This window comes from Pseudomonas sp. GYB4201, from assembly GCF_056312595.1.
Window position 1 is genome coordinate 85,151 of the sequence record NZ_JBWGIG010000008.1, and the last position, 24,920, is coordinate 110,070.

Annotated in this window: 23 protein-coding genes; 8 read left to right on the forward strand and 15 right to left on the reverse strand. The window is 65.8% G+C overall.

The window, feature by feature from the left end; translation table 11 throughout:
* Positions 1 to 70 precede the first annotated feature (70 nt).
* The 10 genes from AC0Z2B_RS09710 to AC0Z2B_RS09755 form a co-directional block, all read right to left on the reverse strand.
* Positions 71 to 703 carry a class I SAM-dependent methyltransferase gene (locus AC0Z2B_RS09710; RefSeq protein ID WP_476296357.1) on the reverse strand — a complete coding sequence of 211 codons (633 nt, stop codon included), beginning with the start codon at positions 701 to 703 and terminating at the stop codon, positions 71 to 73.
* 40 nt (positions 704 to 743) lie between these two features.
* A complete protein-coding gene (locus AC0Z2B_RS09715; protein WP_476296359.1) occupies positions 744 to 1,388 on the reverse strand; it encodes a methionine ABC transporter permease in 645 nt (214 codons plus the stop codon).
* Positions 1,378 to 2,496, reverse strand: coding sequence for a methionine ABC transporter ATP-binding protein (locus AC0Z2B_RS09720; RefSeq protein WP_476296360.1), 1,119 nt, complete (start codon positions 2,494 to 2,496; stop codon positions 1,378 to 1,380). The genes AC0Z2B_RS09715 and AC0Z2B_RS09720 overlap by 11 nt, the downstream gene beginning before the upstream one ends.
* A gap of 2 nt (positions 2,497 to 2,498) precedes the next feature.
* Positions 2,499 to 3,290 carry a MetQ/NlpA family ABC transporter substrate-binding protein gene (locus AC0Z2B_RS09725; protein ID WP_476296362.1) on the reverse strand — a complete coding sequence of 264 codons (792 nt, stop codon included), beginning with the start codon at positions 3,288 to 3,290 and terminating at the stop codon, positions 2,499 to 2,501.
* A gap of 108 nt (positions 3,291 to 3,398) precedes the next feature.
* On the reverse strand, positions 3,399 to 4,724 hold the full coding sequence (locus AC0Z2B_RS09730; RefSeq protein ID WP_476296498.1) for an LLM class flavin-dependent oxidoreductase: 1,326 nt from the start codon (positions 4,722 to 4,724) through the stop codon (positions 3,399 to 3,401).
* A gap of 139 nt (positions 4,725 to 4,863) precedes the next feature.
* Complete coding sequence (locus tag AC0Z2B_RS09735; protein WP_476296364.1) at positions 4,864 to 5,571, reverse strand: hypothetical protein; 708 nt, start codon at positions 5,569 to 5,571, stop codon at positions 4,864 to 4,866.
* Between the two features lie 216 nt (positions 5,572 to 5,787).
* On the reverse strand, positions 5,788 to 6,531 hold the full coding sequence (tcyN, locus tag AC0Z2B_RS09740) for an L-cystine ABC transporter ATP-binding protein TcyN (RefSeq protein WP_473006915.1): 744 nt from the start codon (positions 6,529 to 6,531) through the stop codon (positions 5,788 to 5,790).
* A gap of 4 nt (positions 6,532 to 6,535) precedes the next feature.
* Complete coding sequence (gene tcyL, locus AC0Z2B_RS09745) at positions 6,536 to 7,201, reverse strand: cystine ABC transporter permease (protein WP_476296500.1); 666 nt, start codon at positions 7,199 to 7,201, stop codon at positions 6,536 to 6,538.
* A complete protein-coding gene (tcyJ, locus tag AC0Z2B_RS09750; protein ID WP_476296366.1) occupies positions 7,201 to 7,998 on the reverse strand; it encodes a cystine ABC transporter substrate-binding protein in 798 nt (265 codons plus the stop codon). The genes tcyL and tcyJ overlap by 1 nt, the downstream gene beginning before the upstream one ends.
* A gap of 121 nt (positions 7,999 to 8,119) precedes the next feature.
* Positions 8,120 to 9,118 carry a D-cysteine desulfhydrase gene (locus tag AC0Z2B_RS09755; RefSeq protein WP_476296368.1) on the reverse strand — a complete coding sequence of 333 codons (999 nt, stop codon included), beginning with the start codon at positions 9,116 to 9,118 and terminating at the stop codon, positions 8,120 to 8,122.
* 282 nt (positions 9,119 to 9,400) lie between these two features.
* Here AC0Z2B_RS09755 and epsC point away from each other — a divergent pair, with 282 nt between their 5' ends.
* Together epsC and betT are read left to right on the forward strand one after the other, a co-directional pair.
* The gene (epsC, locus tag AC0Z2B_RS09760) at positions 9,401 to 10,336 is read left to right on the forward strand and encodes a serine O-acetyltransferase EpsC (RefSeq protein WP_476296370.1); all 936 of its coding nucleotides are present in this window, start codon (positions 9,401 to 9,403) and stop codon (positions 10,334 to 10,336) included.
* A 277-nt stretch (positions 10,337 to 10,613) separates the two neighbouring features.
* On the forward strand, positions 10,614 to 12,578 hold the full coding sequence (betT, locus tag AC0Z2B_RS09765) for a choline transporter BetT (protein ID WP_416427495.1): 1,965 nt from the start codon (positions 10,614 to 10,616) through the stop codon (positions 12,576 to 12,578).
* Positions 12,579 to 12,663: 85 nt separating this feature from the next.
* On the opposite strand, the gene AC0Z2B_RS09770 is transcribed toward betT, so the two are convergent.
* Complete coding sequence (locus AC0Z2B_RS09770; protein ID WP_476296372.1) at positions 12,664 to 13,392, reverse strand: SDR family oxidoreductase; 729 nt, start codon at positions 13,390 to 13,392, stop codon at positions 12,664 to 12,666.
* Positions 13,393 to 13,507: 115 nt separating this feature from the next.
* On the opposite strand from AC0Z2B_RS09770, the gene AC0Z2B_RS09775 reads away from it, so the two are divergent.
* A complete protein-coding gene (locus AC0Z2B_RS09775) occupies positions 13,508 to 14,407 on the forward strand; it encodes a LysR family transcriptional regulator (protein ID WP_476296374.1) in 900 nt (299 codons plus the stop codon).
* An 86-nt stretch (positions 14,408 to 14,493) separates the two neighbouring features.
* Here AC0Z2B_RS09775 and AC0Z2B_RS09780 read toward each other — a convergent pair whose 3' ends face one another.
* Entirely contained in the window at positions 14,494 to 15,519 is a 1,026-nt protein-coding gene (locus AC0Z2B_RS09780; RefSeq protein WP_476296376.1) for a LacI family DNA-binding transcriptional regulator, read from the reverse strand.
* Between the two features lie 216 nt (positions 15,520 to 15,735).
* Between AC0Z2B_RS09780 and AC0Z2B_RS09785 the strand changes: the two genes are divergently transcribed.
* The 5 genes from AC0Z2B_RS09785 to AC0Z2B_RS09805 all read left to right on the forward strand — a co-directional run bounded on the left by AC0Z2B_RS09785 (position 15,736) and on the right by AC0Z2B_RS09805 (position 21,938).
* A complete protein-coding gene (locus AC0Z2B_RS09785) occupies positions 15,736 to 17,979 on the forward strand; it encodes a TonB-dependent receptor (RefSeq protein ID WP_476296378.1) in 2,244 nt (747 codons plus the stop codon).
* 2 nt (positions 17,980 to 17,981) lie between these two features.
* On the forward strand, positions 17,982 to 19,310 hold the full coding sequence (locus AC0Z2B_RS09790) for an LLM class flavin-dependent oxidoreductase (protein WP_476296380.1): 1,329 nt from the start codon (positions 17,982 to 17,984) through the stop codon (positions 19,308 to 19,310).
* Positions 19,311 to 19,373: 63 nt separating this feature from the next.
* Positions 19,374 to 20,411, forward strand: coding sequence for an L-glyceraldehyde 3-phosphate reductase (mgrA, locus tag AC0Z2B_RS09795; RefSeq protein ID WP_416421517.1), 1,038 nt, complete (start codon positions 19,374 to 19,376; stop codon positions 20,409 to 20,411).
* Between the two features lie 51 nt (positions 20,412 to 20,462).
* Complete coding sequence (locus tag AC0Z2B_RS09800) at positions 20,463 to 21,386, forward strand: aliphatic sulfonate ABC transporter substrate-binding protein (protein ID WP_476296382.1); 924 nt, start codon at positions 20,463 to 20,465, stop codon at positions 21,384 to 21,386.
* Between the two features lie 309 nt (positions 21,387 to 21,695).
* Positions 21,696 to 21,938, forward strand: coding sequence for a hypothetical protein (locus AC0Z2B_RS09805; protein ID WP_416421513.1), 243 nt, complete (start codon positions 21,696 to 21,698; stop codon positions 21,936 to 21,938).
* 389 nt (positions 21,939 to 22,327) lie between these two features.
* On the opposite strand, the gene tauD is transcribed toward AC0Z2B_RS09805, so the two are convergent.
* Genes tauD through tauB form a run of 3 tightly spaced genes read right to left on the reverse strand, consistent with a single transcriptional unit; the run spans position 22,328 to position 24,817 of the window.
* Positions 22,328 to 23,161 carry a taurine dioxygenase gene (gene tauD, locus AC0Z2B_RS09810; RefSeq protein WP_416421512.1) on the reverse strand — a complete coding sequence of 278 codons (834 nt, stop codon included), beginning with the start codon at positions 23,159 to 23,161 and terminating at the stop codon, positions 22,328 to 22,330.
* A 34-nt stretch (positions 23,162 to 23,195) separates the two neighbouring features.
* Positions 23,196 to 24,029 carry a taurine ABC transporter permease TauC gene (tauC, locus tag AC0Z2B_RS09815; protein WP_476296385.1) on the reverse strand — a complete coding sequence of 278 codons (834 nt, stop codon included), beginning with the start codon at positions 24,027 to 24,029 and terminating at the stop codon, positions 23,196 to 23,198.
* Positions 24,026 to 24,817 carry a taurine ABC transporter ATP-binding subunit gene (tauB, locus tag AC0Z2B_RS09820; protein ID WP_476296387.1) on the reverse strand — a complete coding sequence of 264 codons (792 nt, stop codon included), beginning with the start codon at positions 24,815 to 24,817 and terminating at the stop codon, positions 24,026 to 24,028. Before tauB ends, tauC begins: the two co-directional genes overlap by 4 nt.
* Positions 24,818 to 24,920 lie beyond the last annotated feature (103 nt).

Here is a 24,920-nt window from a genome sequence, read left to right on the forward strand (position 1 = left end):
CTACCATGGACAGCGCAGGAGCCGGCCTTGGCCGCGATACAGACGACGCGGTCATCTGTAGCAGCTGCCGTCAGGCGGCGTCCTTGCGCCACACGCTGGCCAGCCAGGGTTGCTGCTCACGCGGCAACCCGGTGGGGCGGTAGTAGTGTTCAAGCTCCACGAAGCCGGCCTCGGCCAGCACGCGCTGCCAATTCTCAAGATCGTGGTAGGCGCCATAGCGCGGGCCTTTCCAGCCTTCCTGGTTGTTGCCGCGGGGGTTGGAGCTGAACAGCACCCCGCCCGGCTTCAGCGTGGCGTGCAGTTGGCTCAGCACCCGTGGCAGTTCCTGGCTGGGGATGTGGAACAGCACGGCGTTGGCGAACACGCCGTCGAAGCGTTCGGCGGGCAGGTCCAGTTCGAGGAAGTTCTGCTGCCACACCTCGCAGCCGCTGTCGGCGCGGGCCATTTCGGCGAAGCGTTCGCTGCCGTCAAGGCCGGTGGCAATGTGGCCCAGGCGGGTGAAGGTGCGCAGGTCGCGGCCCGGGCCGCAGCCGAAATCGAGGATCTGCGCCGGCGCCGGCACCTGCAGGTGGCGCAGCAGGGCGTCGATGTTCTGGCTGACGTCGTGGTCGCGGGTGCCTTCGCGGAAGCTCTCGGCGGTCTGGTTGTAGTTGCCCAGGGTGGTCTGGGTGATCTGTTGCAGGGCCTGGGGGTCGAGTTTCATCGCGGTCGCCAACGGAAAAGGTGATGACCACGATGATACCTCAGCGCTTGTTCAACACCTTCGCCAGCCGATCACCGCCAAACTGGATGAACGCCACCAGCACCACCAGCAGCACGATCACCGTGAGCATGATCTGCGAGTCGAAGCGCTGGTAGCCGTAGCGGTAGGCAATGTCGCCCAGGCCGCCAGCACCGATGGCGCCGGCCATGGCCGAGGAGTTGATCATGGTCACCAGGGTAATGGTGAAGCCGCCGACGATGCCCGGCCGCGCCTCGGGCAGCAGCACGTGCCAGATGATGTGCCAGCGCCGGCAGCCCATGGCCTGGGCGGCTTCGATCAGGCCGTGGTCGACCTCGCGCAGGCTGACTTCGGCGATGCGCGCAAAAAACGGTGTGGCCGCAATGGTCAGCGGCACCACGGCCGCCCACACGCCGTAGGTGGTGCCGACGATCAGGCGGGTGAAGGGGATCAGCGCCACCATCAGGATCAGGAACGGCACCGAGCGGAACAGGTTGACGAAGGCGCCCAGCACGCGGTTCAAGGCGGGCGCTTCATAAATGCCGCCCTTGCTGCTGGTGACCAGCACCACCGCCAGCGGAATGCCCAGCACCAAGGCGATGAACGAAGACACGCCAACCATCAACAGTGTGTCGAGAATCCCTTGCAACAGCCGTTCAGCCCACATAGCCCAGCACCTCCACGCGGTCGGCCCACAAGGCCGCGCGCTCGATCAGTTGTTCACGTGCCAGCGGCGAGTGCGCCACGGCAATCACCAGTTGCCCCAGCGCGCGACCCTGGATGCGTTCTACGCCGCCTTGCAGCAGGCTGACGCGGCCGCCCAGGCTGTGGAACAGCGCCGACAGGTCGGGCTCTTCGCCGTCGCTGCCGTTCAGGCGCAGGCCCAGCACCAGTGCTGCGGCGGCAGAGCCGGGTTGTTCCTGGATGCGCGCCTGCAGTTCCGCCGGCAGCCCGTGTTGCAGCGGCGCCAACAGGGTCTTGCTGACGGCATGCTGCGGGTCGCCGAACACCTGCCACACCGGGCCTTGCTCCACCACCTGGCCTTGCTCAAGCACCACCACGCGGTCGCAGATGTCGCGGATCACTGCCATCTCATGGGTGATCAGGATGATCGTCAGGCCCAGGCGCTGGTTGATGTCGCGCAGCAGCGCCAGGATCGACTCGGTGGTCTCCGGGTCCAGCGCCGAGGTAGCCTCGTCGCACAGCAGGATGGCCGGGTCGTGCACCAGCGCGCGGGCGATGCCCACCCGCTGTTTCTGCCCGCCCGACAGCTGCGCCGGGTACACGTGGTGCTTGTCGGCCAGGCCCACCAGGTCCAGCAGTTCGGTGACCTTGCGGTGGCGCTCGGCCTGGCTCATGCCGGCCACTTTCAGCGGCAGCTCGACGTTCTGCCACACGGTCTTGGCGGACATCAGGTTGAAGTGCTGGAAGATCATGCCGATGCGCCGACGCAGCTGCACCAGGCGGTCTTCGTCGAATTCCCCTATGTCCACCTGGTCGATCAGCACGCGGCCGACGCTGGGTTGCTCCAGGCGGTTGATGGTGCGGATAAGCGACGACTTGCCGGCGCCGCTGCGGCCGATGATGCCGAAGATTTCGCCACGCTGGATGTTCAGGTCAATGCCTTGCAGCGCTTGCACCGGGCCGTGCTGGCCCTGGTAGGTCTTGCCCAGGCCGATGAAGCGCACGTGGGCGTTGGCCAGTTCCGGGTGCAGCTGGGTGCGCTCGGCGCTGGCCGGCGGGCGGGTTGCAGTCAGGCGCTGGGCGCTGCTCATGGTCAGCCTCCCCAACCGGTCTGGTACAGCTTGCCGTAGGTCTTGTCCAAGGCTGCGCGGACTACCGGCGAGTGCTGGTAGATATCGACAAACTTGGCCAGGCGCGGATCGGCCTTTTCCTTGGGCTGGATCACGAACTGGATCACGTATTCAGGGTGGTCGACGCCGTCGAACAGCAGTGCCGACTCGGCGTCGAAGGTCTTGGCCAGGCGGATGTAGGCCGGGTAGCCCTGCACCAGGTCGGCGTCATCGTAGGCGCGCACCAGCTGCACGGCTTCCACCTGCAGGATCTTCAGGTGCTTGGGGTTGGCGGTGATGTCGTCCTCGGTGGCCTTGTAGCCCACGCCGTCCTTGAGGCTGATGAGCTTGGCCTTGGCCAGCAATTGCAGGCCGCGGCCGCTGTTGATCGGGTCGTTGGCGATGGCCACGGTGGCGCCGTCGGGCAACTGGTCGAGGCTCTTGTACTTCTTCGAGTACAGGCCGACGTTGTTGATGATGCCGGGGGCGTAGGGCACCAGGTCGAAGCCGGCGGCGGCCTTGGCGTTTTCCAGGAACGGGATGTGCTGGAAATAGTTCACGTCGATGTCGCCGGCCGCCAGGCTGACGTTGGGCGCGATCCAGTCGGTGAACTCCACCAGTTGCACCTTCAGGCCTTGCTTGTCGGCCTCGGCCACGGCGGCTTCCAGCGGGATGGCGAAGGCGGCGGTGGTGCCGATTTTCAGCGGGTTTTCAGCGCTATGGGCAAGGCCCGTGGCCAGGCCGAGGCTGAGCAGCAGGGTAGCGATTTTGTTCATGTTGTTCTGGCTCCAAATACGATGAGGCCCCTGTAGCAGCGGCCGCCAGGCCGCGTCCCAGCCGCCGCGCGAAACCGCGTAGGGCGCTGACGCAGCCTTCGGCAGCTGCTACGGGATAGGGTGTTTGAATTCGCTGGCGATGTGGTTGTGGGGCAGCCGCGGGCCGTGCTCGAAGAGCTTTTCGCGCAGGGTGCCGTCGCCGTACGCGGTCTTGTACCGCCCGCGTTGCTGCAGTTCCGGCACCACCAGGTCGATGAAGTCCACGTAGCTTTCCGGGGTGACCGTGCGCGCCAGGTTGAAGCCGTCCAGGCCGGTTTCGTCGAGCCAGGCAATCAGCTGGTCCGCCACCTGCTGGGGTGAACCGACCAGGGTGATGTAGCGGCCGCCCAGGGCGTGCTGGTCCAGCAGCTTGCGGCGGGTCCAGTCGTTGTTCTGCAGGTTCTTGGTGGCCGACTGGATGGCGTTGCTTTTCACGTATTGGATCGGCTCGTCGAGCGCGTAATGGGCGAAATCGATACCGGTGGAGCTGGCGAAATGCGCCACGCCGGCCTCGGCGCTGGCGTATTGCAGGTATTCGGCGTGCTTGGCGTGGGCGGCTTCCTCGGTGGCAGCGACAATCACCGTCAGGCCCATGAACACCTTGATGTCCTCGGCGCGCCGGCCTGCCGCAGCAGCGCTGGCGCGTACCTTGTCCACCTGGGCGCGGGTAGCCGCCTTGGTCTGGCCGCTGATGAACACGCACTCGGCGTGGCGGCCGGCGAACAGCAGGCCACGGTCCGAGGCGCCGGCCTGGAACAGCACGGGCGTGCGCTGGGGCGAGGGCTCGCACAGGTGGTAGCCGTCAACCTGGTAGAACTCGCCCTGGTGCTGCACCTTGTGCACCTTGCTCGGCTCGGCGTACACCCGGCGTGCCGGGTCGTTGACCACGGCGTCGTCTTCCCAGCTGCCTTCCCACAGCTTGTACAGCACCTGCAGGTATTCGTCGGCCTGGTCGTAGCGGCGGTCGTGCTCGGCCTGCTCGCTGAGGCCCATGGCCTTGGCGGCGCTGTCCAGGTAGCCGGTGACGATGTTCCAGCCCACGCGGCCACGGCTCAGGTGGTCGAGCGTGGACATGCGCCGGGCGAACAGGTACGGCGGCTCGTAGGTGAGGTTGGCGGTCAGGCCGAAGCCCAGGTGCCGGGTGACGGCGGCCATGGCCGACACCAGCAGCAGCGGGTCGTTGACCGGCAGCTGGATGGCCTCGCGCAGCGGCACGTCGACGCTGTGCTGGTACACGTCATACACGCCGACGATGTCGGCGATGAACAGCCCGTCGAACAGGCCGCGCTCCAGCGTCTTCGCCAGCTCGGTCCAGTATTCGATTGTCTTGTACTGGCTGGAGGTGTCGCGCGGGTGTGTCCACAGGCCGTGGTTGATGTGCCCTATGCAGTTCATGTTGAAGGCGTTGAGCAGGATCTTTTTACCGGTCACCAGATAGTCCCTCGGCGGAATAGCGCCGCGTTGTCGCGGCGGAAAATGCGCAGGTCCGGTGGTCCGGTTTATATACCCTAATCGTGTATAAAGTTTAAATATACTAACCTTTAGGAATATTAATAGAAGTGGCGTCGCGGTACACCCGTACCTGCCGGGCAGGGGCCCAGCCAGACGGGTTGCCGACCCGGTCGAGGATGCAATAGGTAGCCTCCAGGTGCTCGTCCTGGCCGGCTTCGCGGATGACCTTCTTGGGGATGCGGCCGCTCACCGGCAGCCCCACCTGGCTTGGCAGCAGGGGCGGCAGGTCCAGGCGCAGGTCGCCCCAGCGCAGGGTCAGGCAATCCAGCGCAGCCATGTGCTGCCAGGGCTCGACACTGAACGGCACGCCGCGCTTGAGGGTGTTCAGGCAGACTGCCTCGGGCAGTTCCAGCGGGGCGAGGAACTGGTTTTCCTCGGTGCCGTGCAGCGGGTTGCCCGGGCACTGCAATTTCACGCTGAAGGCCAGCGCCGGCGAGCGTTGCGCCTGATGGCCCACGCGCAGCACCCGGTAATACAGGTGCGCCTCGCCGTTCAGGGCGAAGCTGGCCGGGATCGGCAGTTGCAGGGTGCGGCCAGGCTCGCCGGGCTGCACGACGTGGGCGGTGACGAAGCAGCTGTTCCAGAACAGCTCCAGCAGGTCGCCCTGGTCCATGTGTTCCCAGGGTTCGATGGCGGCGCACAGGTGGCGGCTGGCGTGCAGGCCGAGGCCGTGGTTGGCCAGCAGCGGCAGGGCAGGGGGCAAGAGTTCAGATCCGTTGAACAGGCGCATGGCGATTCTCCTTGAAGGCCGGCGTCCTTCATAGGTGCTCGCTAGGGTGGGGTCAAGGTGGGGGGATTGCCGTTGGTTGTGTTCAGACGGTTCCTACAGGCAGTACCCCAAACGCGTAGCCGCTGCCGTAGGCTGCGCTGGCCCTCGCGTTCACCGGAGATCTTCAGTGAGGCAAAGGGCCAGCGCAGCCTGCGGCAGCGGCTACGGGGGTAGCGTTTACCCGGCCAGGAACTTGCTGAGGAATTGCCTGGTGCGTTCTTCGCGAGGGTTGGCGAACAACGCTTTCGCCTCGCCCTGTTCCACGATCACGCCCTTGTCGAAGAACACCACGCGGTTGGCCACGTCACGGGCGAACGCCATTTCGTGGGTGACGATGATCATCGTCCGCTTTTCTTCGGCCAGGCTGCGAATGGTCGCCAGCACTTCGCCCACCAGCTCCGGGTCCAGCGCCGAGGTGGGTTCGTCGAACAGAATCACCTCCGGCTCCATGGCCAGTGCGCGGGCGATGGCCACCCGTTGCTGCTGGCCACCGGACAGCCGGCGCGGGTAGGCGTCTTCCTTGCCCGCCAGGCCCACCTTGGCCAGCAGCTTGCGGCCCAGGGCCTCGGCCTGGGCGCGCGGGGTCTTCTTGACCACCACCGGGCCTTCAATCACGTTTTCCAGCGCGGTGCGGTGCGGGAACAGGTTGAAGTTCTGGAACACGAAGCCCACCTGCTGGCGCAGGCGACGAATCAGCCCTTGCTGCTGGGCGATACGGCTGCCGTCGATCTCGATGTCACCCATGCGGATCCGTCCGCTGTCCGGGGTTTCCAGCAGGTTCAGGCAGCGCAGGAAAGTGGTCTTGCCCGAGCCGCTGGGGCCGATGATGGCCACCACTTCACCGGCATCCACCTGCAGGTCGATGCCCTTGAGCACGGCGTTGCCGTTGAAATGCTTGGTCAGTTTTTCCACCACGATCATGGCGTCAGGCCTCCTGGTCATGGCGGTTCACCCGCGCTTCGAGACGGTTCTGCAGCGCCGACAGCACGCTGGCCAGTACCCAGTAGATAACAGCCGCAGCCAGGTACATGGTGAACACTTCGAAGGTACGCGCGGTGATCAGTTGTGCCTGGCGGAACAGCTCGGGCACCTGGATGGTCGCGGCCAACGCCGTGTCCTTCACCAGCGAGATGAAGCTGTTGCCCAGCGGCGGCAGGGCGGTGCGCGCGGCTTGCGGCAGGATCGCCCGGCGCAGGGTCTGGCCCCGGGTCATGCCGATGCTGGCAGCCGCTTCCCACTGGCCCCGGTCCACGGAACTGATGGCCGCCCGCAGGATTTCACAGACGTAGGCGGCCATGTTCAGCGAGAAGCCGATCATGGCTGCTGGCAGCGGGTCCAGCTCGATGCCAACCTGCGGCAGGCCGTAATAGATCACGAACAGTTGCACCAGCAGCGGCGTGCCGCGGAAGAACGACACGTACACCCGCGAAACGCCGCGCGCCAGCATGAAGCGCGACAAGCGCATCAGCGCCAGGCCGAAGCCCAGCAGCAAACCGAAAAACATGCCCCCAAGGCTCAGGAGCACCGTGAATTCGGCGCCCTTGAGCAGGAAAGGCGCTGAATCCAGCGCCAGTTTCAGACTTTCTTCAATCATTTGGTCACGTCAGCGTTGAAGTACTTCTGCGACAGCTTGGCCAGGGTGCCGTCCGCGCGCAGTTTGTCGATGGCCTTGTTGATGGCGGCCAGCAGCTCAGGCTCGCCCTTGCGCAGGGTCACGCCGGCTTCCTGGCGGGAGAACGCCGGGCCAGAGACGGCCAGGGTGTCGTTGGTCTTGCTGATCAGCTCGAAGGCGGCCAGGCGGTCGACCAGGATGGCGTCGATACGGCCAACGCGCAGGTCCTGGTACTTGGTGGGGTCATCGTCGTAGGTCTTGATGATGGCGCCCGGCACGTTTTCCTTCAGCCATTGCTCGTAGTTGGTGCCCAGGCCCACGCCGACCTTCTTGCCGTTCAGGTCGTTGGCCGAGGCGATCTTGCCGGCGTCTTTCTTCTGGGTCAGGGCCTGGATGCCAGACACGGTGTAGGGCTCGGAGAAGTCATACTTCTTCTTGCGCTCTTCGGAGATGGTCACCTGGTTGATGGCCACGTCCAGGCGCTTGGATTCCAGCGCTGCAAGAATGCCGTCCCACTTGGTGGGCTGCAGCTTGGCGGTCACGCCCAGCTCCTTGGCCAGGGCTTGGGCGAACTCCACTTCGAAGCCGGTGAGCTTGCCGTTTTCGTCGACATAGCTGAACGGTGGGTAGGTGCCTTCCAGGCCGACGCTGATGCTGCCCTTGTCCTGGATGGATTTCAGCTCGTCACCGGCCACGGCCTGGCCGATCAGAGCGGAACCCATGACCAGGCCCATGCTGGCAATGAGGAGATTGCGACGCAACGAAGAGAAAGTCATGTGATGCCCCATATGTTGTTGTGAGGGAAGGCACGCATCCTTGCGTTGGTGGCTGATTATCGCCGCCTGTCGTTATGGCTGAAAATAATAAAAAATTCAGCTTTCTTCTGTTCCAGCTATATCAGTTCGACCAGATGCCCGGGTAGGCGAACAGCGCCGGGGCACCGCCGGTGTGCAGGAAAATCACCGGGCCGGCGTCCAGGCGCTGGCGGCCGATGCCGTCCAGCAGGCCGGCCATGGCCTTGCCGGTGTACACCGGGTCCAGCAGCAGGCCTTCCTGGTTGGCGACCAGCTTGATGGCCGATAGCGTGCCGGCGTTAGGTTCACCATAGCGCGGGCCGAAGAATTCATCCCACAGGGTGACCTTGAAGCTGTCCGGCAGCGGCACGCCCAGCAGCTCGGCGGTGCGTTCGGCCAGGCCCTGCACCTTGGGGCGCTGGGCTTCGTCGGTGCGCGACACGGTGACGCCGATTACCGGCAGCTGCGGCAGCGACTCGCTCAGGCCCAGGGCCAGGCCGCTGTGGGTGCCGGCGCTGCCCGAAGCCAGTACCACGGCGGCGAAGTCCAGGCCGGTGGCCTTGATCTGCTCGGCCAGTTCCAGGCCGGCGCGCACGTAGCCCAGGGCGCCCAGGGCGTTGGAGCCGCCGATCGGCACCAGGTACGGCTTGCGGCCGCTGTCGGCCAGGCGGCGGGCCAGGGCTTGCAGCTGCTCGTCGGCGTTGTCGAGGTTTTCCACCAGCTCGACCTTGGCGTCGAACAGGTCCAGCAGCAGGCGGTTGCCGTTGCCCAGGTAATTGCTGTCGTCGGTGGCGATGGGGTTTTCCAGCAGCGCCACGCAGCCCAGGCCCAGCTTGGCGGCGATGGCCGCGGTCTGGCGCACGTGGTTGGACTGGATGGCGCCGGCGGTGATCAGGGTGTCGCAGCCCTGGGCCAGGGCATCGGCGGCCAGGTATTCAAGCTTGCGCAGCTTGTTGCCGCCCATGGCCAGCGGGGTCAGGTCGTCACGTTTCACATAGATATCGCGGCCGACCCACTGTGACAGTCGCTCGAGTTTTTCCAGTGCAGTGGGGGCACCCAGGAGGTCGAGGCGTGGGAAGCGGGCAAGCGATTGCGTGATCATGGGGAATCCGGTGTTGGGGGAAACAGGACTATAGGCAGGCACAGATTGGGGGGCAACCCTGTGCTTCTGTGGGAGCGGGCTCTGCCCGCGAAAAGAACACCGCGGTGGCCCATTCGCGGGCAGAGCCCGCTCCCACAAAAAATCCCCGCCTGTGAGGGACGGAACGGCGGGCTGCGCTTATGTTCATAACGTCACCGCCCATCAGAATCCGTTCTTTTTGCGGTGCGACAATCTACCGTACAGTGGGCGCCGAACAGGCGGCCATATCAGGAGTACCCCATCGTGAGCGACAAACCCCAAGCGGCGAACGGCCACTGGCAGTTGCAGTCCATCGTCGGCCAGTTGCGCGGTGCGCGTGAGCAGTGGCGCCGTGAGAACGGGCGCAGCAGCGGCGAGCAGGGGGGCCGGCAGCTGCCGTCGCGCGAAGCGGTGCGCTGCATTCTTGAACAGCTGTGCGGGGCACTGTTCCCCATGCGCCTGGGCCCGGTGGACCTGCGCGAGGAAAGCGAGGACTTCTACGTCGGCCACACCCTGGACGCCGCGCTCAACGCGCTGCTGGCCCAGGCCCGGCTGGAGCTGCGCTATGCCGCCCGCCACCAGCAGGCGCAGGAAGACGTGGACGCCCATGCGCTGCAGCTGATCCAGGGCTTCGCCGCGGCGCTGCCCGGGCTGCGCACCCTGCTGGACACCGACGTGCTGGCCGCCTACCACGGCGACCCGGCGGCGCGCAGCGTGGACGAAGTGCTGCTGTGCTACCCCGGCATCCTCGCCATCATCCACCACCGCCTGGCGCACCACCTGTACCGCGCTGGCCTGCCGTTGCTGGCGCGCATCAGCTCGGAGCTGGCGCACTCGGCCACCGGCATCGACATCCACCCCGGCGCGCAGATCGGCCCCAGCTTCTTCATCGACCATGGCACCGGCGTGGTGATCGGCGAGACGGCGATCATCGGCGAGCGCGTGCGCATCTACCAGGCCGTGACCCTGGGCGCCAAGCGCTTCCCGGCGGACGAGTCGGGGCAGCTGCAAAAAGGCCACCCGCGCCACCCGATCGTCGAGGACGACGTGGTGATCTACGCTGGCGCGACCATCCTGGGGCGCATCACCATCGGCAAGGGTTCCACCATTGGCGGCAACGTGTGGCTGACCCGCAACGTGGCGCCGGGCAGCAACCTGACGCAGGCCAACCTGCAGCACGATGACGGCACGCAGAAGTAACCCGTAGCCGCTGCCGAAGGCTGCGCTGGCCCTGCCATACACCCTGGAAATCAAGGTTGGAAGGCGGGCCAGCGCAGCCTGTCGGCAGCGGCTACGGTTTGGTGTGAGGGCGGTTGTGTGGTTAAATTGAACGGTTGTTCAATTTAAAAGATGTTCGCGATTCGCGTTCTACAGGAGGTCATCCCTTGCTGAAAACGCTCTATTCAGCTGCTTTCCCGCCTTTCGAGGTGCACTGCCAATGAGTGCCTCGTCTTCTCCCGCCAGCGGCAACGTCCGCATGAACCCCCCGGTGTTCTACTTCGCCGCCAGCTTCATCCTGCTGTTCGGCATCGTCGTCATCGCCTTCCCGCAACAAGCCGGGGCCTGGCTCACCGCCGCGCAAACCTGGGCCGCCAACACCGTTGGCTGGTATTACATGCTGGCCATGACCCTGTATCTGGTCTTCGTGGTGGTCACCGCCTTGTCTGGCTACGGCAAGATCAAGCTCGGTGCCGACCACGACGAGCCCGAATTCAGTTACCTGTCATGGGCCGGCATGCTGTTCGCCGCGGGCATCAGCATCACCCTGTTCTTCTTCTGCGTCTCCGAACCCCTGACCCACATGCTGACGCCGCCGCAAGGCGAGGGCGGCACCCAGGCGGCCGCGCGCCAGGCCATGCAGCTGCTGTTCCTGCACTGGGGCCTGCACGGCTGGGGCGTGTTCGCGTTCGTGGGCATGGCCCTGGCGTACTTCGCCTACCGGCATAACCTGCCGCTGGCGCTGCGCTCGGCGCTGTACCCGCTGATCGGCAAGCGCATCAACGGCCCCATCGGCTACGCGGTGGACGGCTTTGGCATCATTGCCACGGTGTTCGGCCTGGGCGCCGACATGGGCTTTGGCGTGCTGCACCTCAATTCCGGCCTGGATATTCTGTTCGGCGTGCCGCACACCCAGTGGGTGCAGGTGATCCTCATCACGCTGATGATGGGCGCGGCGATCATCGTCGCCGTCTCCGGCGTGGACAAGGGCGTGCGGGTAATGTCCGACATCAACATGCTGTTGGCTGTTGCGCTGCTGCTGTTCGTGCTGTTCGCCGGGCCTACCCAGCACCTGCTGACCACGCTGATCCAGAACGTCGGCGACTACCTGGGCGCGCTGCCGTCGAAGAGTTTCGACGTGTACGCCTACGACAAGCCCAGCGACTGGCTGGGCAACTGGACGGTGTTCTACTGGGCCTGGTGGATCGCGTGGGCGCCGTTCGTGGGGCTGTTCATCGCGCGCATTTCCCGTGGCCGCACCATTCGCGAGTTCGTCTTCGGCGTGCTGCTGATTCCGCTGGGCTTCACCCTGGCGTGGATGTCGATCTTCGGTAACAGTGCCATCGACATGGTGCTCAACCACGGCATGACGGCCCTCGGCCAGTCGGCCCTGGCAGACCCGGCCAAGACCCTGTACCTGCTGCTGGAAACCTACCCCTGGAGCCGCACGGTGATTGCCGTGACGGTGTTCATCAGCTTCGTGTTCTTCGTCACCTCGGCAGACTCGGGCACCGTGGTGCTGTCGACCTTGTCGGCCCGTGGCGGCAACGCCGACGAAGACGGGCCCAAGTGGCTGCGGGTGTTCTGGGGCGTGATGACCGCGGTCATCACCAGCGGGCTGCTGTTCGCCGGCAGCATCGACTCGCTGAAGTCGGCGGTGGTGCTGACCTCGCTGCCGTTCTCGCTGATTCTTTTGGCGATGATGTGGGGCCTGCACAAGGCGTTCTACCTGGAGTCCCAGCGCAAGATCGCGCAGATGTACTCCCTGGCCCCGGTGGCCACCAACGCCCGCCGCGGCCGTGGTGGCTGGCGCCAGCGCCTGAGCCAGGCCGTGCACTTCCCCTCGCGCGACGAGGTGTACCGCTTCATGGACACCCTGGTGCGCCCGGCCATCGAGGAAGTCTCGGCGGTGTTCACCGAGAAAGGCCTGAAGGTGGTGACTCAGGAAGACCTCAGCCACGACCAGGTCAGCCTGGAAATCGGCCACGGCGAAGAGCGCCCGTTCATCTACCAGGTGCAGATGCGCGGCTACTTCACGCCGTCGTTCGCCCGTGGCGGCATGGGCACCAAGGAGCTGAAGAACCGTCGTTACTACCGCGCCGAGGTGCACTTGGCCGAGGGTAGCCAGGACTACGACCTGGTGGGCTACACCCGCGAGCAGGTCATCAACGACATCCTCGACCAGTACGAGCGGCATATGCAGTTCCTGCATATGGTCCGCTAACCCCCGTAGCAGCGGCCGCAGGCCGCGTCACAGCCTACGCGGTTGTGTGCATGACGCAGCCTTCGGCAGCTGCTACGAGGGTGAGTTAGACGATGCCGCCGTTGGCGCGCAGGGTCTGGCCGTTGACCCAGCCGCTGTCCGGCCCCGCCAGGAACGCCACCACGCCGGCGATATCCTCCGGCTGCCCCAGGCGCTCCAGCGGCGGCAGCTTGGCGAAGTGCTGGATCTGCTCTTCGCTTTTCCCCGTCAGGAACAACTCGGTGGCCACCGGCCCCGGCGCCACGGCGTTGACGGTGATTTGGCGCCCGCGCAGCTCCTTTGCAAATACATGGGTCATGGCTTCCACTGCTGCCTTGCTGGCGTTGTAGATGGCGTAGCCAGGCAGCTTGAGGCCCAGCGCCGAACTCGAGAAGTTGATCACCCGGCCACCGTCGTTCAGGCGCGTGGCGGCTTCGCGCAGGGCGTTGAAGGTGCCGCGGGTGTTGATGGCGAAGATCTGCTCATACAGCTCGTCCGAGGTCTCGGCGACGGGGGTGGGCTTCATGATGCCGGCGTTGTTCACCAGCACGTCGACCTTGCCCAGTTGCTGCTCGGTGGTGTCGAACAGCTGGCGCATGTCGCTGCTGCTGGCCACATCGGCCTTCACCGCAATGGCGCGGCCGCCGGCTGCCTTGATCTGGCTGACCAGGGCTTCGGCCTCGGCGGCGCTGCTGGCGTAGTTGACGGCCACGGCAAAGCCGTCCTGGGCCAGGCGTTGGGCGATCACGGCGCCGATGCCGCGGGAGGCACCGGTGACAATGGCTGTTTTGCTCATGGGGGATGTCCTGTGTCGGGTAGGGGTGGAGCAGAGGTTCACATGTTTACCCAGCCCGATAAATGCGCCAGAGTTGCCTTGACTGTTCAACTTTCGCCAACAATCAGGGGGCTGCATGGACCAGGTTCGCGCCATGAGAATCTTCGTGCGCATCTTCGAGCGCAGCAGCTTCACCCTGGCCGCCGAAGACCTGAACCTGCCCCGCGCCACGCTGACCCACAGCCTCAACCAGTTCGAAGCCTGGCTGGGCACGCGGTTGCTGGAGCGCAGCACCCGGCGCGTACGCCCGACGCTGGACGGCGAGGCCTACTACGCACGGTGCGTGCGCCTGCTGGCAGAGCTGGAAGAGGCCGAGCTGGCGTTCCGCCAGGTGGCGCCCAAGGGCCGTTTGCGGGTGGACCTGCACGGCTCGCTGGCCAGCTACTTCGTGGTGCCGGCGCTGCCCGAGTTCATCGCCCGCTACCCGGATATCGAGCTGTCGTTCAGCGAAGCGGACCGCTTCGTCGACCTGATCGAGGAGGGCGTGGACTGCGTGGTGCGCGCCGGTAACCTGGGCGATTCGTCACTGATCGGCCGGCGGGTGGCGAACTTGCCGCAGGTGACCTGCGCCAGCCCTGCTTACCTGCGCCAGCATGGCGAGCCGCACACCTTGGCGGACTTGCAGCAGCACAAGGCGGTGAACTACGTGTCGCGCACCGCGAACAAGCCGTTCCCCTTTGAGTTCATGGTCGACGGCGAGGTGGTGGAAGTGCAGGTGCCGGGGGCTATTTCGGTGTTCGGCACGCAGATCTACGCCGCAGCGGCGATTGCCGGGCTGGGGCTGTTCCAGGTGCCACGCTACCGGGTGGCGTTGCCGATTGAGCAGGGCTTGCTACGCGAAGTGCTGCCGCAGTTCCCGCCACCGCCCATGCCGGTGTCGGTGCTATACCCGCAGAACCGCCACATGGCGCCGCGGGTGCGGGTGTTCGTGGATTGGGTGGCGGAGGTCTTCGCCAACGCCACCTCAACCCCGTAGCAGCTGCCGCAGGCTGCGTCTTGCTGCACAGTGTGCCAGCAGGGTTGCGGCGCCTGTGACGCGGCCTGGCGGCCGCTGCTACGGGGCTAGGCGCTTTCGCGTTCGATCAGGCGGCATTCCAGCAGGTTGAGGCGTTCGACTTCCACCTCGCCCAGGCTCTCCAACACCCGCGTCGCTGCCAACACGCCAATCTCCAACGCCGGGGGCTTGATGGTGGTCAAACTGGGCATCAGCATCTCCGCAAACGGGTAATCGCCAAACCCCACCACCGCGCAATCCTCGGGGATCTTCACCCCCGCGCGCTGCCCCGCCAGCAGGCCGCCGGCCGCCAGGTTGTCATTGGCAAAGATGATCGCCTGGGGCGGCTTCTCACCCGCCATCAACGCCTGCATGGCCTGCTTGCCGGCCTCGAACGGCGCCAGGCCTTCCTGCGGGGCGAACACCTGCGGTGCCAGGCCCAACTCGGCCATGGTGGCGCTGTAGCCGTCGCGCCGCTCCAGGGCGCTGAAGTCGCCGGCCGCGCTGTTCTGCACGAAGGCGATGCGCTGGTAGCCCTTGCCATGCAGGTAACGGGTGGCCGTGACCCCCACCTGGAAGTGCGAGAAACCGATCTGGATGGGGCTGCGCTCGGGCCGGTAGTCCCAGGTCTCGATCAGGGGGATGTCGGCCTCGGCGATCATCTTCTCGGTGGCTTCGCTATGGAAATGGCTGGTCAGCACCAGCGCCGCCGGCGACCAGCCGAGGAACGCGCGCACGGCGCTTTCCTCCTGCTCTACCGAGAAGTAACTGGAGGCCAGCAGCAGCTGGTAACCATGGCGGCTGAGGGTGTCGCTGAAGCCCTGGATAGTGTTGGCGAAAATCGGCCCGGAGATGTTGGGAATCACCATGCCGACAATGCGCCCGCGCGCCGAGGCCAGGCCACCGGCCACCAGGTTGGGCACGTAGCCCAGCTCATCCACCGCCGCCTTGATGCGCTCGCGGCGCTCGGGCGACACCTGCTCGGGCTGGTTGAAATAGCGCGACACGGTAATCGCCGACACCCCGGCGTGGCGCGCCACGGTGTTCAGCGTGACCCGACCGGCGCCACGGCGCTTGCGCTTGTCGTCGCTCACTTCAATCTCCTGATAAAACCTAAACGCATATAAAAGTAATTTTTCAGTATTGGACGGTCTATGTCCGGATTACCGATACTTTCGATGTTAGCGCTAACAAAGTGCTTTGTCTGCTACTCGCTCGAGCGAATGCCCACGACACCTTTTCTGCGAAACGACAGACGCAGTGGCCGCAGAGCCACGGCCAGGGCACAACCTTCGAGCAGGGCATCCGACATGCAAAACCGATTTGGGGATCGTTTCAAAACCACCGCGCTGGTACAGGCCTTCGGCTGGACCCTGGCCGCCTGCGCGGCCATGCCGCTGGGCGCGGTGCAGGCAGCGGATGCCACCACCACCGCTACCGACAGCAGCGCGGAACCGGTGCTGAAATCGGTGACCGTCACCGCCACCCGCCGCGAAGAGTCGCTGCAGAAGGTGCCCGTGGCCGTCACCGTGGTGGACGGTGAGCAACTGGGGCGCGAGAACCGCACCAACATCGAAAGCATCGTGCAGCAGATCCCCACGGTGAACTTCCGCACCGGCGCGTCGAACAAGGACACCTCGCTGTTCATTCGCGGCGTGGGCACCATCTCCACCTCACCGGGCGTGGAGCCCACCGTGGCCACCGTGGTCGACGGCGTGGTGTACGGCCGCCCGGGCATGGCCACCCTCGACCTGCTGGACCTGGACCGCATCGAAGTGCTGCGCGGCCCGCAGGGCACGCTGTTCGGCAAGAACGCCTCGGCCGGCGTGCTCAACATCGTCACCAAGGCGCCCACCGACGAGACCCACGGCTACGTGGAACAGTCCTACTACCAGGGCAACGAAAGCCGCACCCGCTTCGGCATCGGCGGCACGCTGATCCCCGGCGTGCTGAAGGGCAACGTCACCGCGCTGGTCAGCGACTACGACGGCAACGTGCACAACAAGACCAACGGCCAGGAGCTCAACGGCTACAACCGCAAGGGCGCGCGCGGCAAGCTGGAGTTCACCCCCAACGAAGACTTCAAGCTGACCCTGTCCGCCGACTACATGAACGCCGCCAGCGACGCCCCCAACGGCGTGGTCGCCGCCAGCACCCTGGCGTCGTTCGGCAGCGCGCTGTCGCCGGTCACCGCCAGCTCGCACAACCGCGACATCGTCAGTGACTACCGCACCCACGTCGATGACATCAACAAGGGCCTTTCCGCGCAGGCCGACTGGAACCTGGGCGACTACACCCTGACCTCGATCACCGCCTGGCGCGGCTGGAACAACGACCAGTGGCAGGACGCCGACCGCCTGGCCACCATAAGCGCCGCCTACCCGGGCATCCAGGACAAAGGCACCCTGGACTACGACCAGTACAGCCAAGAGCTGCGCCTGGCCTCGCCCAAGGGCGAGTTCATGGAATACGTGGCCGGCCTGTACTACATGCACGCCCGCGACAGGGAAACCTACGGCCGCACGCTCATCACGCCGACCGCCACCAACAGCGGCCTGGCCAACTACGGCACCACCAGCGACAGCTACGCGGTGTTCGGCGAGAACACCTTCAACTTCACCCCCACCTTCCGCGGCATCGCCGGCCTGCGCTGGACCCACGACGAGCTGAAGTACGACCACGAGCGCACCTCCACCTCGGCCGTGGCGGTGAACGGCATCAACCCGGCCACCAGCAGCTCGGGTGACACCAACGCCGAAGGCTGGTCGGGCCGCCTGGGCCTGCAGTACGACCTCAGCGATAGCGTCACCAGCTACCTGACCTACTCGCGCGGCTACAAGGGCCCGGCCTACAACGTGTTCTTCAACATGCAGCCGCGTGACACCGACGCGCTCAAGCCGGAAACCTCGAACACCTGGGAGCTGGGCGTGAAAGCCACCAGCTGGAACAACCGCCTGACCACCAACCTTGCGGTGTTCCACAGCCAGTACAACAACTACCAGGCCAACTTCTACGACACCGTGGCCAACCAGGTGGTGACCCGCCTGATCAACGCCGGCACGGTCAGCACCGAGGGCGTGGAGGGCGACTGGGCCCTGCAGGCCACCCGCAACCTGAAGCTGTCCGGTGCGTTCGCCTATACCCACGCCCGCATCGACCAGTTCAGCTGCCCGGCCGGCGCCGCCGCCTCGTGCAACGTCAACGGCAAGACCCTGCCGTTCAGCCCGGACTGGAAGACCTACGTGCGCGCCGACTACGACATCCCGCTGGACAACGGCATGGACATCGAGCTGGGCACCGACTTCAACTGGCAGAGCAAAGTGCAGTACGACATCAGCCAGAACCCGCTGACCGAGCAGGGCGCCTACGGCATCTGGAACGCCAGCGTCGCCCTGGCCGACTACGGCAGCGGCTGGCGCGTGTCGCTGGAAGGCAAGAACCTGGCGAACAAGTCCTACTCGCCACTGCTGGCCAGCGGCACCGGCTACATCTACCGCGCGGTACCGCGTGACGACCAACGTTACTTCGGCATTCAAGTACGCAAGGACTTCTGAACATGAGCCAGGCACCACGACAACTGAAATTGGGCGCGTTCCTGATGGCAACCGGTCACCACGTGGCCGCCTGGCGGCACCCAGAAGTGCCGGCCAACGCCGGGTTGGATTTCAAGCACTACAAGCACCTGGCCCAGGTGGCCGAGCGCGCGCGCTTCGACACGCTGTTCGTGGCCGACAGCGTGGCGGCGGCCACCGGCGACATCGCCAGCCGCATGGCGCGCTCCGACCACTTCGAGCCGCTGACCCTGCTGTCGGCGCTCAGCGCGGTCACCGAGCACATCGGCCTGATCAGCACCGTCACCACCAGCTACAACGAGCCCTACCACGTGGCGCGCAAGTTCGCCTCGCTGGACCACCTGTCCGGCGGCCGCGCCGGTTGGAACCTGGTGACCTCGGACGCCGCTGCCGAAGCGCTGAACTTTGGCCGTGACGCACACATCGGCCATGCCGAGCGCTACAGCCGCGCCCGCGAATTCCATCAGGTGGTCACCGGCCTGTGGGACAGCTGGGGCGACGACGCTTTCACCCGCGACAAGGCCAGCGGCCAATACTACGACCCGGCCAAGCTGCACGTGCTCGACCACAGCGGCGAACACTTCAAGGTCAAGGGCCCGCTCAACGTCGCCCGCTCGCCCCAGGGCCGGCCGGTGATCGTGCAGGCCGGCTCTTCGGAAACCGGCCGCGAGCTGGCGGCGCAAACTGCCGAAGTGGTCTTTACTGCCCAGACTTCGCTGGCCAACGCCCAGGCGTTCTACGCAGATTTGAAAGGCCGGCTGGCGAAGTTCGGGCGCAGCGCCGATTCGCTGAAAATCATGCCCGGCGTGTTCGTAGTGGTAGGGGAGACCGAAGCCCTGGCGCGGGAAAAATTCGAAGCGTTCCAGGCGTTGGTCGAACCCGAGGTCGGCGTGGCGCTGTTAGGGCGTATGCTCGGTAACTTCGACCTGTCCGGCTACCCGCTGGACGGCCCGCTGCCCGAGCTGCCGCTGACCGACAGCGGCCAGCAAAGCCGGCAGCAACTGCTGACTGAGCTGGCCGGGCGCGAGCAGTTGAGCCTGGCCGAACTGGGCCGCAAGATCGCCGGTGGCCGTGGGCATTACAGCCTGATCGGAACCCCGGTGCAGATTGCCGATCAGTTGCAGGCATGGTTCGAACAAGGCGCGGCCGATGGCTTCAACGTGCTGGTGCCGCATTTGCCCGGCGGCCTGGAAGACTTCGCCGACCACGTGGTGCCCGAGCTACAACGCCGCGGGTTGTTCAGGACCGAGTACGAAGGCACCACGCTGCGCGAGAACCTGGGGCTGGAAAGGCCGGCCAATCAGTTTCTGTGAACCGTAACCCCGTAGCCTGGCGGTAGCGGCTACGGGGGCATAATTTCAACAAGAGAGGAACCGATGACCTACATCGCTGCGCAAGACCGCTACGAGTCCATCCCTTACCGCCGCGTAGGCCGCAGCGGCCTGGTGCTGCCGGCGCTGTCCCTGGGCCTGTGGCACAACTTCGGCGACAGCACGCCCATCGACACCCAGCGCGCGCTGCTGCGCACCGCCTTCGACCTGGGCATCAACCACTTCGACCTGGCCAACAACTACGGCCCGCCCTACGGCAGCGCCGAGATCAACTTCGGCCGCCTGCTGCGCGAAGACTTCAAGCAGTACCGCGACGAGCTGATCATCTCCAGCAAGGCCGGTTGGGACATGTGGCCAGGCCCGTACGGCCAGGGCGGCGGCTCGCGCAAATACATCCTCGCCAGCCTCGACCAGAGCCTGCAGCGCCTGGGCGTGGACTACGTGGACATTTTCTACTCGCACCGCTTCGACCCCGACACCCCGCTGGAAGAAACCGCCGGCGCACTGGCCACCGCCGTGCAACAGGGCAAGGCGCTGTACATCGGCATCTCGTCGTACTCGGGGGTGAAAACCCGCGAAATCGCCAAGCTGCTGCAAGAGTGGAAAGTGCCGCTGCTGATTCACCAGCCGGCCTACAACCTGCTCAACCGCTGGGTGGAAAAGGACCTGCTGGACGTCACCGACGAGCTGGGCAGCGGCGTCATCGCCTTCACCCCGCTGGCCCAGGGCCTGCTGACCGACAAGTACCTCAACGGCGTGCCCAAGGATGCCCGCGTGAACAAACCGGGCGGTGGCTCGCTGCTGCAGTCGCACCTGTCGGAAAGCAACCTGGCGCACATCCGCTCGCTGAACGAAATCGCCCAGCAGCGCGGCCAGAGCCTGGCGCAAATGGCGCTGGCCTGGACCCTGCGCGACCCACGCGTGACCTCGGCGCTGATCGGCGCCAGCCGCCCCGAGCAGATCATCGAGAACGTCGGCGCCCTGAAGAACCTGGCCTTCAGCCGTGAAGAGCTGGAAGCCATCGACCGCTTCGCCGTCGAAGGCGGCATCAACCTGTGGGAAAAGCCGTCCCTGGCTGAGTAACCCCTCCCAGCCGGGGGCCACGGCCCCCGGCCCTGCATTGCGAGAACGCCCATGAAACCACTAGCACGCCTGGCGGCCGGCCTGTCCCTGCTTGCCCTGACTTTCAACGCCCTGGCCGACCCGGCCGCGCTGCGCATCGGCTACCAGAAGGGTTCCATCGCCCTGGTGCTGGCCAAGGAGCACGGCCTGCTGGAGAAGCAGTTCCCGCAGACCAAAGTGCAGTGGGTTGAATTCCCCGCCGGCCCGCAGATGCTCGAAGCGCTCAACGTCGGCGCGCTGGACGTGGGCTCCACCGGCGACATCCCGCCGCTGTTCGCCCAGGCCGCAGGCGCCGACCTTGTGTACATCGGCGCCGAACCGGCCAAACCGGCCGCTGAAGTCATCCTGGTGAAGAGCGACAGCCCGCTGCACAGTGTGGCCGAACTCAAGGGCAAGAAAGTCGCGTTCCAGAAGGGCTCCAGCTCGCACAACCTGATCCTGCGCGCGCTGAACCAGGCCGGCCTGAGCTACAAGGACATCCAGCCCATCTACCTCAGCCCCGCCGACGCCCGCGCCGCTTTCGAGCAAGGCAGCGTCGACGCCTGGGTGATCTGGGACCCGTACTCGTCGCTGGCGCTGAGCGAAGGCCACACCCGCAAACTCGCCGACGGTACCGGCCTGGGCCTCTCCGGCCCGCTGTACACCGCCCGCCGCCCGTACGCCGAACAGAACGGCCCGTTCATTCACAACCTGCTGGCCGAACTCAGCCAGGCCGAAGCGCTGACGCGCAGCCAGCGTGAAGACAGCATCAACGTGCTGGCGGCCAACATGAGCCTGCCCAAGCCGGTGGTGGCGCAGTACATCGACAACCGCCCGCCATCGCCGATTGCGCCGGTTGACGCAAAGGTGATGGCGGCGCAGCAGGTGACGGCGGATCTGTTTTGGCAGAATCATTTGCTGCCGAAGCGGTTGGATGTGAGCAAAGCGATTCCGTAGCCTGGCGGGGGCAGCTACGGATTCTTCCTACATCCATATCGGAAGTGGCCGGATAGTTGTGCCCCAGGCAACGCCCTATAGTCCTCTGCGTCGCTGACCATCAGCGGCCGGGCGTGCAAGCCTGTCCAGAAACGTCGTCCCCGTAACCGCACAGCAGGCAGTAGAATGCCTGCTGTGTTCGTCATGGTGGCTATGTGTGGGAGATCTTCGGGTCTGCCGGCTCTGGACCGGTCTTGCACACCTGCGCATAGCTGCCACCCATTCGCGTGCAAGCGAGGGTGGCTGTCTCAACTGTCCAGAGTACTTGCCATGACTTACCAAGACGCCTCACCCCCCATCTTCCTCATCAACCCCGACTGCCCCGACCTCGACCTCTTCGAATTCGCCACCCGCCGCTTCCAGACGGTGCGCAACCTGATGGAGTCCTTGTCGTGCATGAATTCCTGCTCCATCGAGGGCAAGGACCTGAATGTGGCGGCGGAGGTGAGTTATCACCTGTTACAGGAGGGGTGTGAGGTGCTGGAGGCCATGCACAAAAAGCTGGCCCTGTAGCAGCGGCCGCCAGGCCGCGTCATGGGCGCCGCGTTATTGCAGGTACGCCGCCAGACGCAGCCTTCGGCAGCTGCTACGGGGCGGTGGATGGCGCAATTTTTGTAGCAGCGGCCGCCAGGCCGCGTCACGGGCGCCGCGTTGTTGCAGGCATGGCGCCGGACGCAGCCTTCGGCAGCTGCTACGGGGCGGTGGATGGCGCAATTTTTGTAGCAGCGGCCGCCAGGCCGCGTCATGGGCGCCGCGTTATTGCAGGCATGGCGCGGGACGCAGCCTTCGGCAGCTGCTACGGGGCGGCGTCGTCTGCATCGCGGCCAAGGCCGGCTCCTACCGCGGACGGCGTAGGAGCCGACTTCAGTCGCGATGCAGGCGACGCGGTCCCGCAGAGCACATCAGAACGGCGCATCGCCCAGGATGGTTGCGCGCTGCATTACGCGGCGGGCGGGGCGGTAGTCGTCCACGGCGTAGTGCTGGGTGCTGCGGTTGTCCCAGAAGGCCACGTCGTTTTCCTGCCAGCGCCAGCGCACGAAGAATTCGGGGCGGGTTGCATGGGCAAACAGCAGCTTCAAAATCGCATCGCTTTCCGCCGGCTCCAGTTCGTTGATGCGGGTGGTGAAGCCGTCGCTGACGAACAGCGATTTGCGCCCGCTGACCGGGTGGGTGCGGATTACCGGGTGGCTGATGGGCGGGTTCTTGCGCCGGGTTTCTTCCCAGCGCGCCAGGTCTTCGGGGGTGCTGCCGAAGCGCTCCAGCGGGAACGACTTGGTGAAGTCATGGGTAGCCGTCAGGCCGTCCAGCAGGCGCTTTAGCGGCGCGGACAGTGCTTCATACGCGGCAATGCCGCTCGCCCACAGGGTATCTCCGCCGTAGGGCGGGATCAGCTTGGCGCTAAGCACCGCGCCCATGGCCGGGGTGGGCAGGAAGGTTACGTCGGTGTGCCAGATGGCGTTGTCGCGCACGTCGGTCACGGCGGTGTCGAGGATCAGCACTTCCGGCTGTTCCGGCACGTTCGGGTAGATGGGGTGAATGTGCAGGTCGCCGAACTGGGCGGCGAAGCGCGCCTGCTGCTGCGGGGTAATGGGCTGGTCGCGGAAGAAGATCACGTGGTGCGCCAGCAGCGCCTGTTCGATGGCGTCGCGGTGCGCGGTGGTCAACGGCTGGGCGATGTCGACGCCGCTGATGACGGCGCCGATGGCAGGGCTGATGGGGGTGATGGTCAGGCTCATGGCTATCTCGTTATTCAAGGTAAGCAGCGATCGATCAATGACTTTGGCCGTGCCAGGGCACCAGCTTGCGTTGCAGGGCGCGCAGGCCCATTTCCAGGGCGAAGGCGATCACGGCAATGACCAGGATGCCCAGGATGACCACGTCGGTAACCAGGAACTGCGCGGCCGACTGCACCATGAAACCCAGGCCGCTGGTGGCGGCGATCAGCTCGGCAGCCACCAGGGTGGACCAGCCCACGCCCAGGCCGATGCGCACGCCGGTAAGAATGTCGGGTAGAGCGCTGGGCAGGATCACGTGGCGAATCAATTGCGCGCGGGTGGCGCCCAGGGACTGCGCGGCGCGTAGCTTGGCCGGGTCGACGGTGCGCACGCCGGTGGCGGTGGCAATGGCGATGGGGGCGAAGATGGCCAGGTAGATCAGCAGCACTTTCGACAGTTCGCCAATGCCGCACCAGATCACGATCAGCGGCAGGTAGGCCAGCGGCGGGATCGGGCGGTAGAACTCGATCAGCGGGTCGAAGATGCCACGGGCGATGCGATTGGTGCCGATGGCGATGCCGATTGGAATGGCCGTCAGGATGGCGAAGCCCAGCGCCAGGCCGATGCGGCTCAGGCTGGCACCCAGGTGCTGCCACAGGGTGGCGTCCATGTAGCCCTTGGTCGCCAGCAGCCAGCCTTTTTCCAGCACGGCCCCGGGCGAGGGCAGGAACAGCGGCTCGATCAGCCCGCTGGCGGTGACGGCCCACCACAGGGCCAGCAGGGTCAGCAGGGTAAGGCTGCTGATGGCGCGGGTGCTCAACGGGCGCCGCGGTTTCACCGGCTTGACCAGGGTAGCCTGGGCGGTGACGGGGGCTTGGTAGCTGCTCATGCCGGCTCCTGTTGCAGTGCGGTGCGTTGCGAGAACACGCGCGACAGCACGTGCTCGCGGGTTTCGATGAAGCGTGGGTCGGACTTGATGGCGCGGGCCGACTCGCCGGCGGCGTAGCGCTGGCCGAAGTCCAGGCTCAGGCGCTCCACCACCTGGCCGGGGTTGGGTGCCAGCAGGATCAGGTCGGTGGCCAGGAACACCGCTTCTTCGATGTCGTGGGTAATCAGGAACACCGGCTTGGCGGTGCGCTTCCATACCTGCAGCAGCAGTTCCTGCATCTGCTCGCGGGTGAAGGCGTCCAGCGCGCCGAAGGGTTCATCCATCAACAGCACGCGCGGGTCGGCGGCCAGGGCCCGGGCCAGGCCGACACGCTGCTTCTGGCCACCGGAGAGTTGCCAGATGCGCCGGCTGCCGAAGTCGGCCAGGTCCACCAGGGCGAGCATGTCGCGGGCGCGCAGTTCACGCTTTTCGCGCGGCACGCCGGCCAGCTCCAGGCCGAAGGCGACGTTGGCCAGCACGTCCTGCCAAGGCAGCAGGGCATCGTCCTGGAACACCACGCCGCGCTCGGCGCTGGGGCCTTTCACCGGCACGCCGTCGAGGGTGATGCGTCCGGCGCTGGGCTCGACGAAGCCGGCGATCAGGTTCAGCAGCGAGGTCTTGCCGCTACCCGAAGGGCCCAGGGCCACCAGCAGTTGTTGCGGGCCCAGGGACAGGTTGATGTCGGCCAGCACCGGCGTGCTGGCGCCGGGGTACTGTGCGCTGATGCGCTCGAGTTGCAGCAGGGCCATGGTGGCTTTCCTCCGAGTTGTAGCCGCTGCCGCCAGGCTGCGCTGGCCCTTGTGTACGCTGGAGATCTCCAGTGTGGGTTGAGGGCCAGCGCAGCCGGGCGCA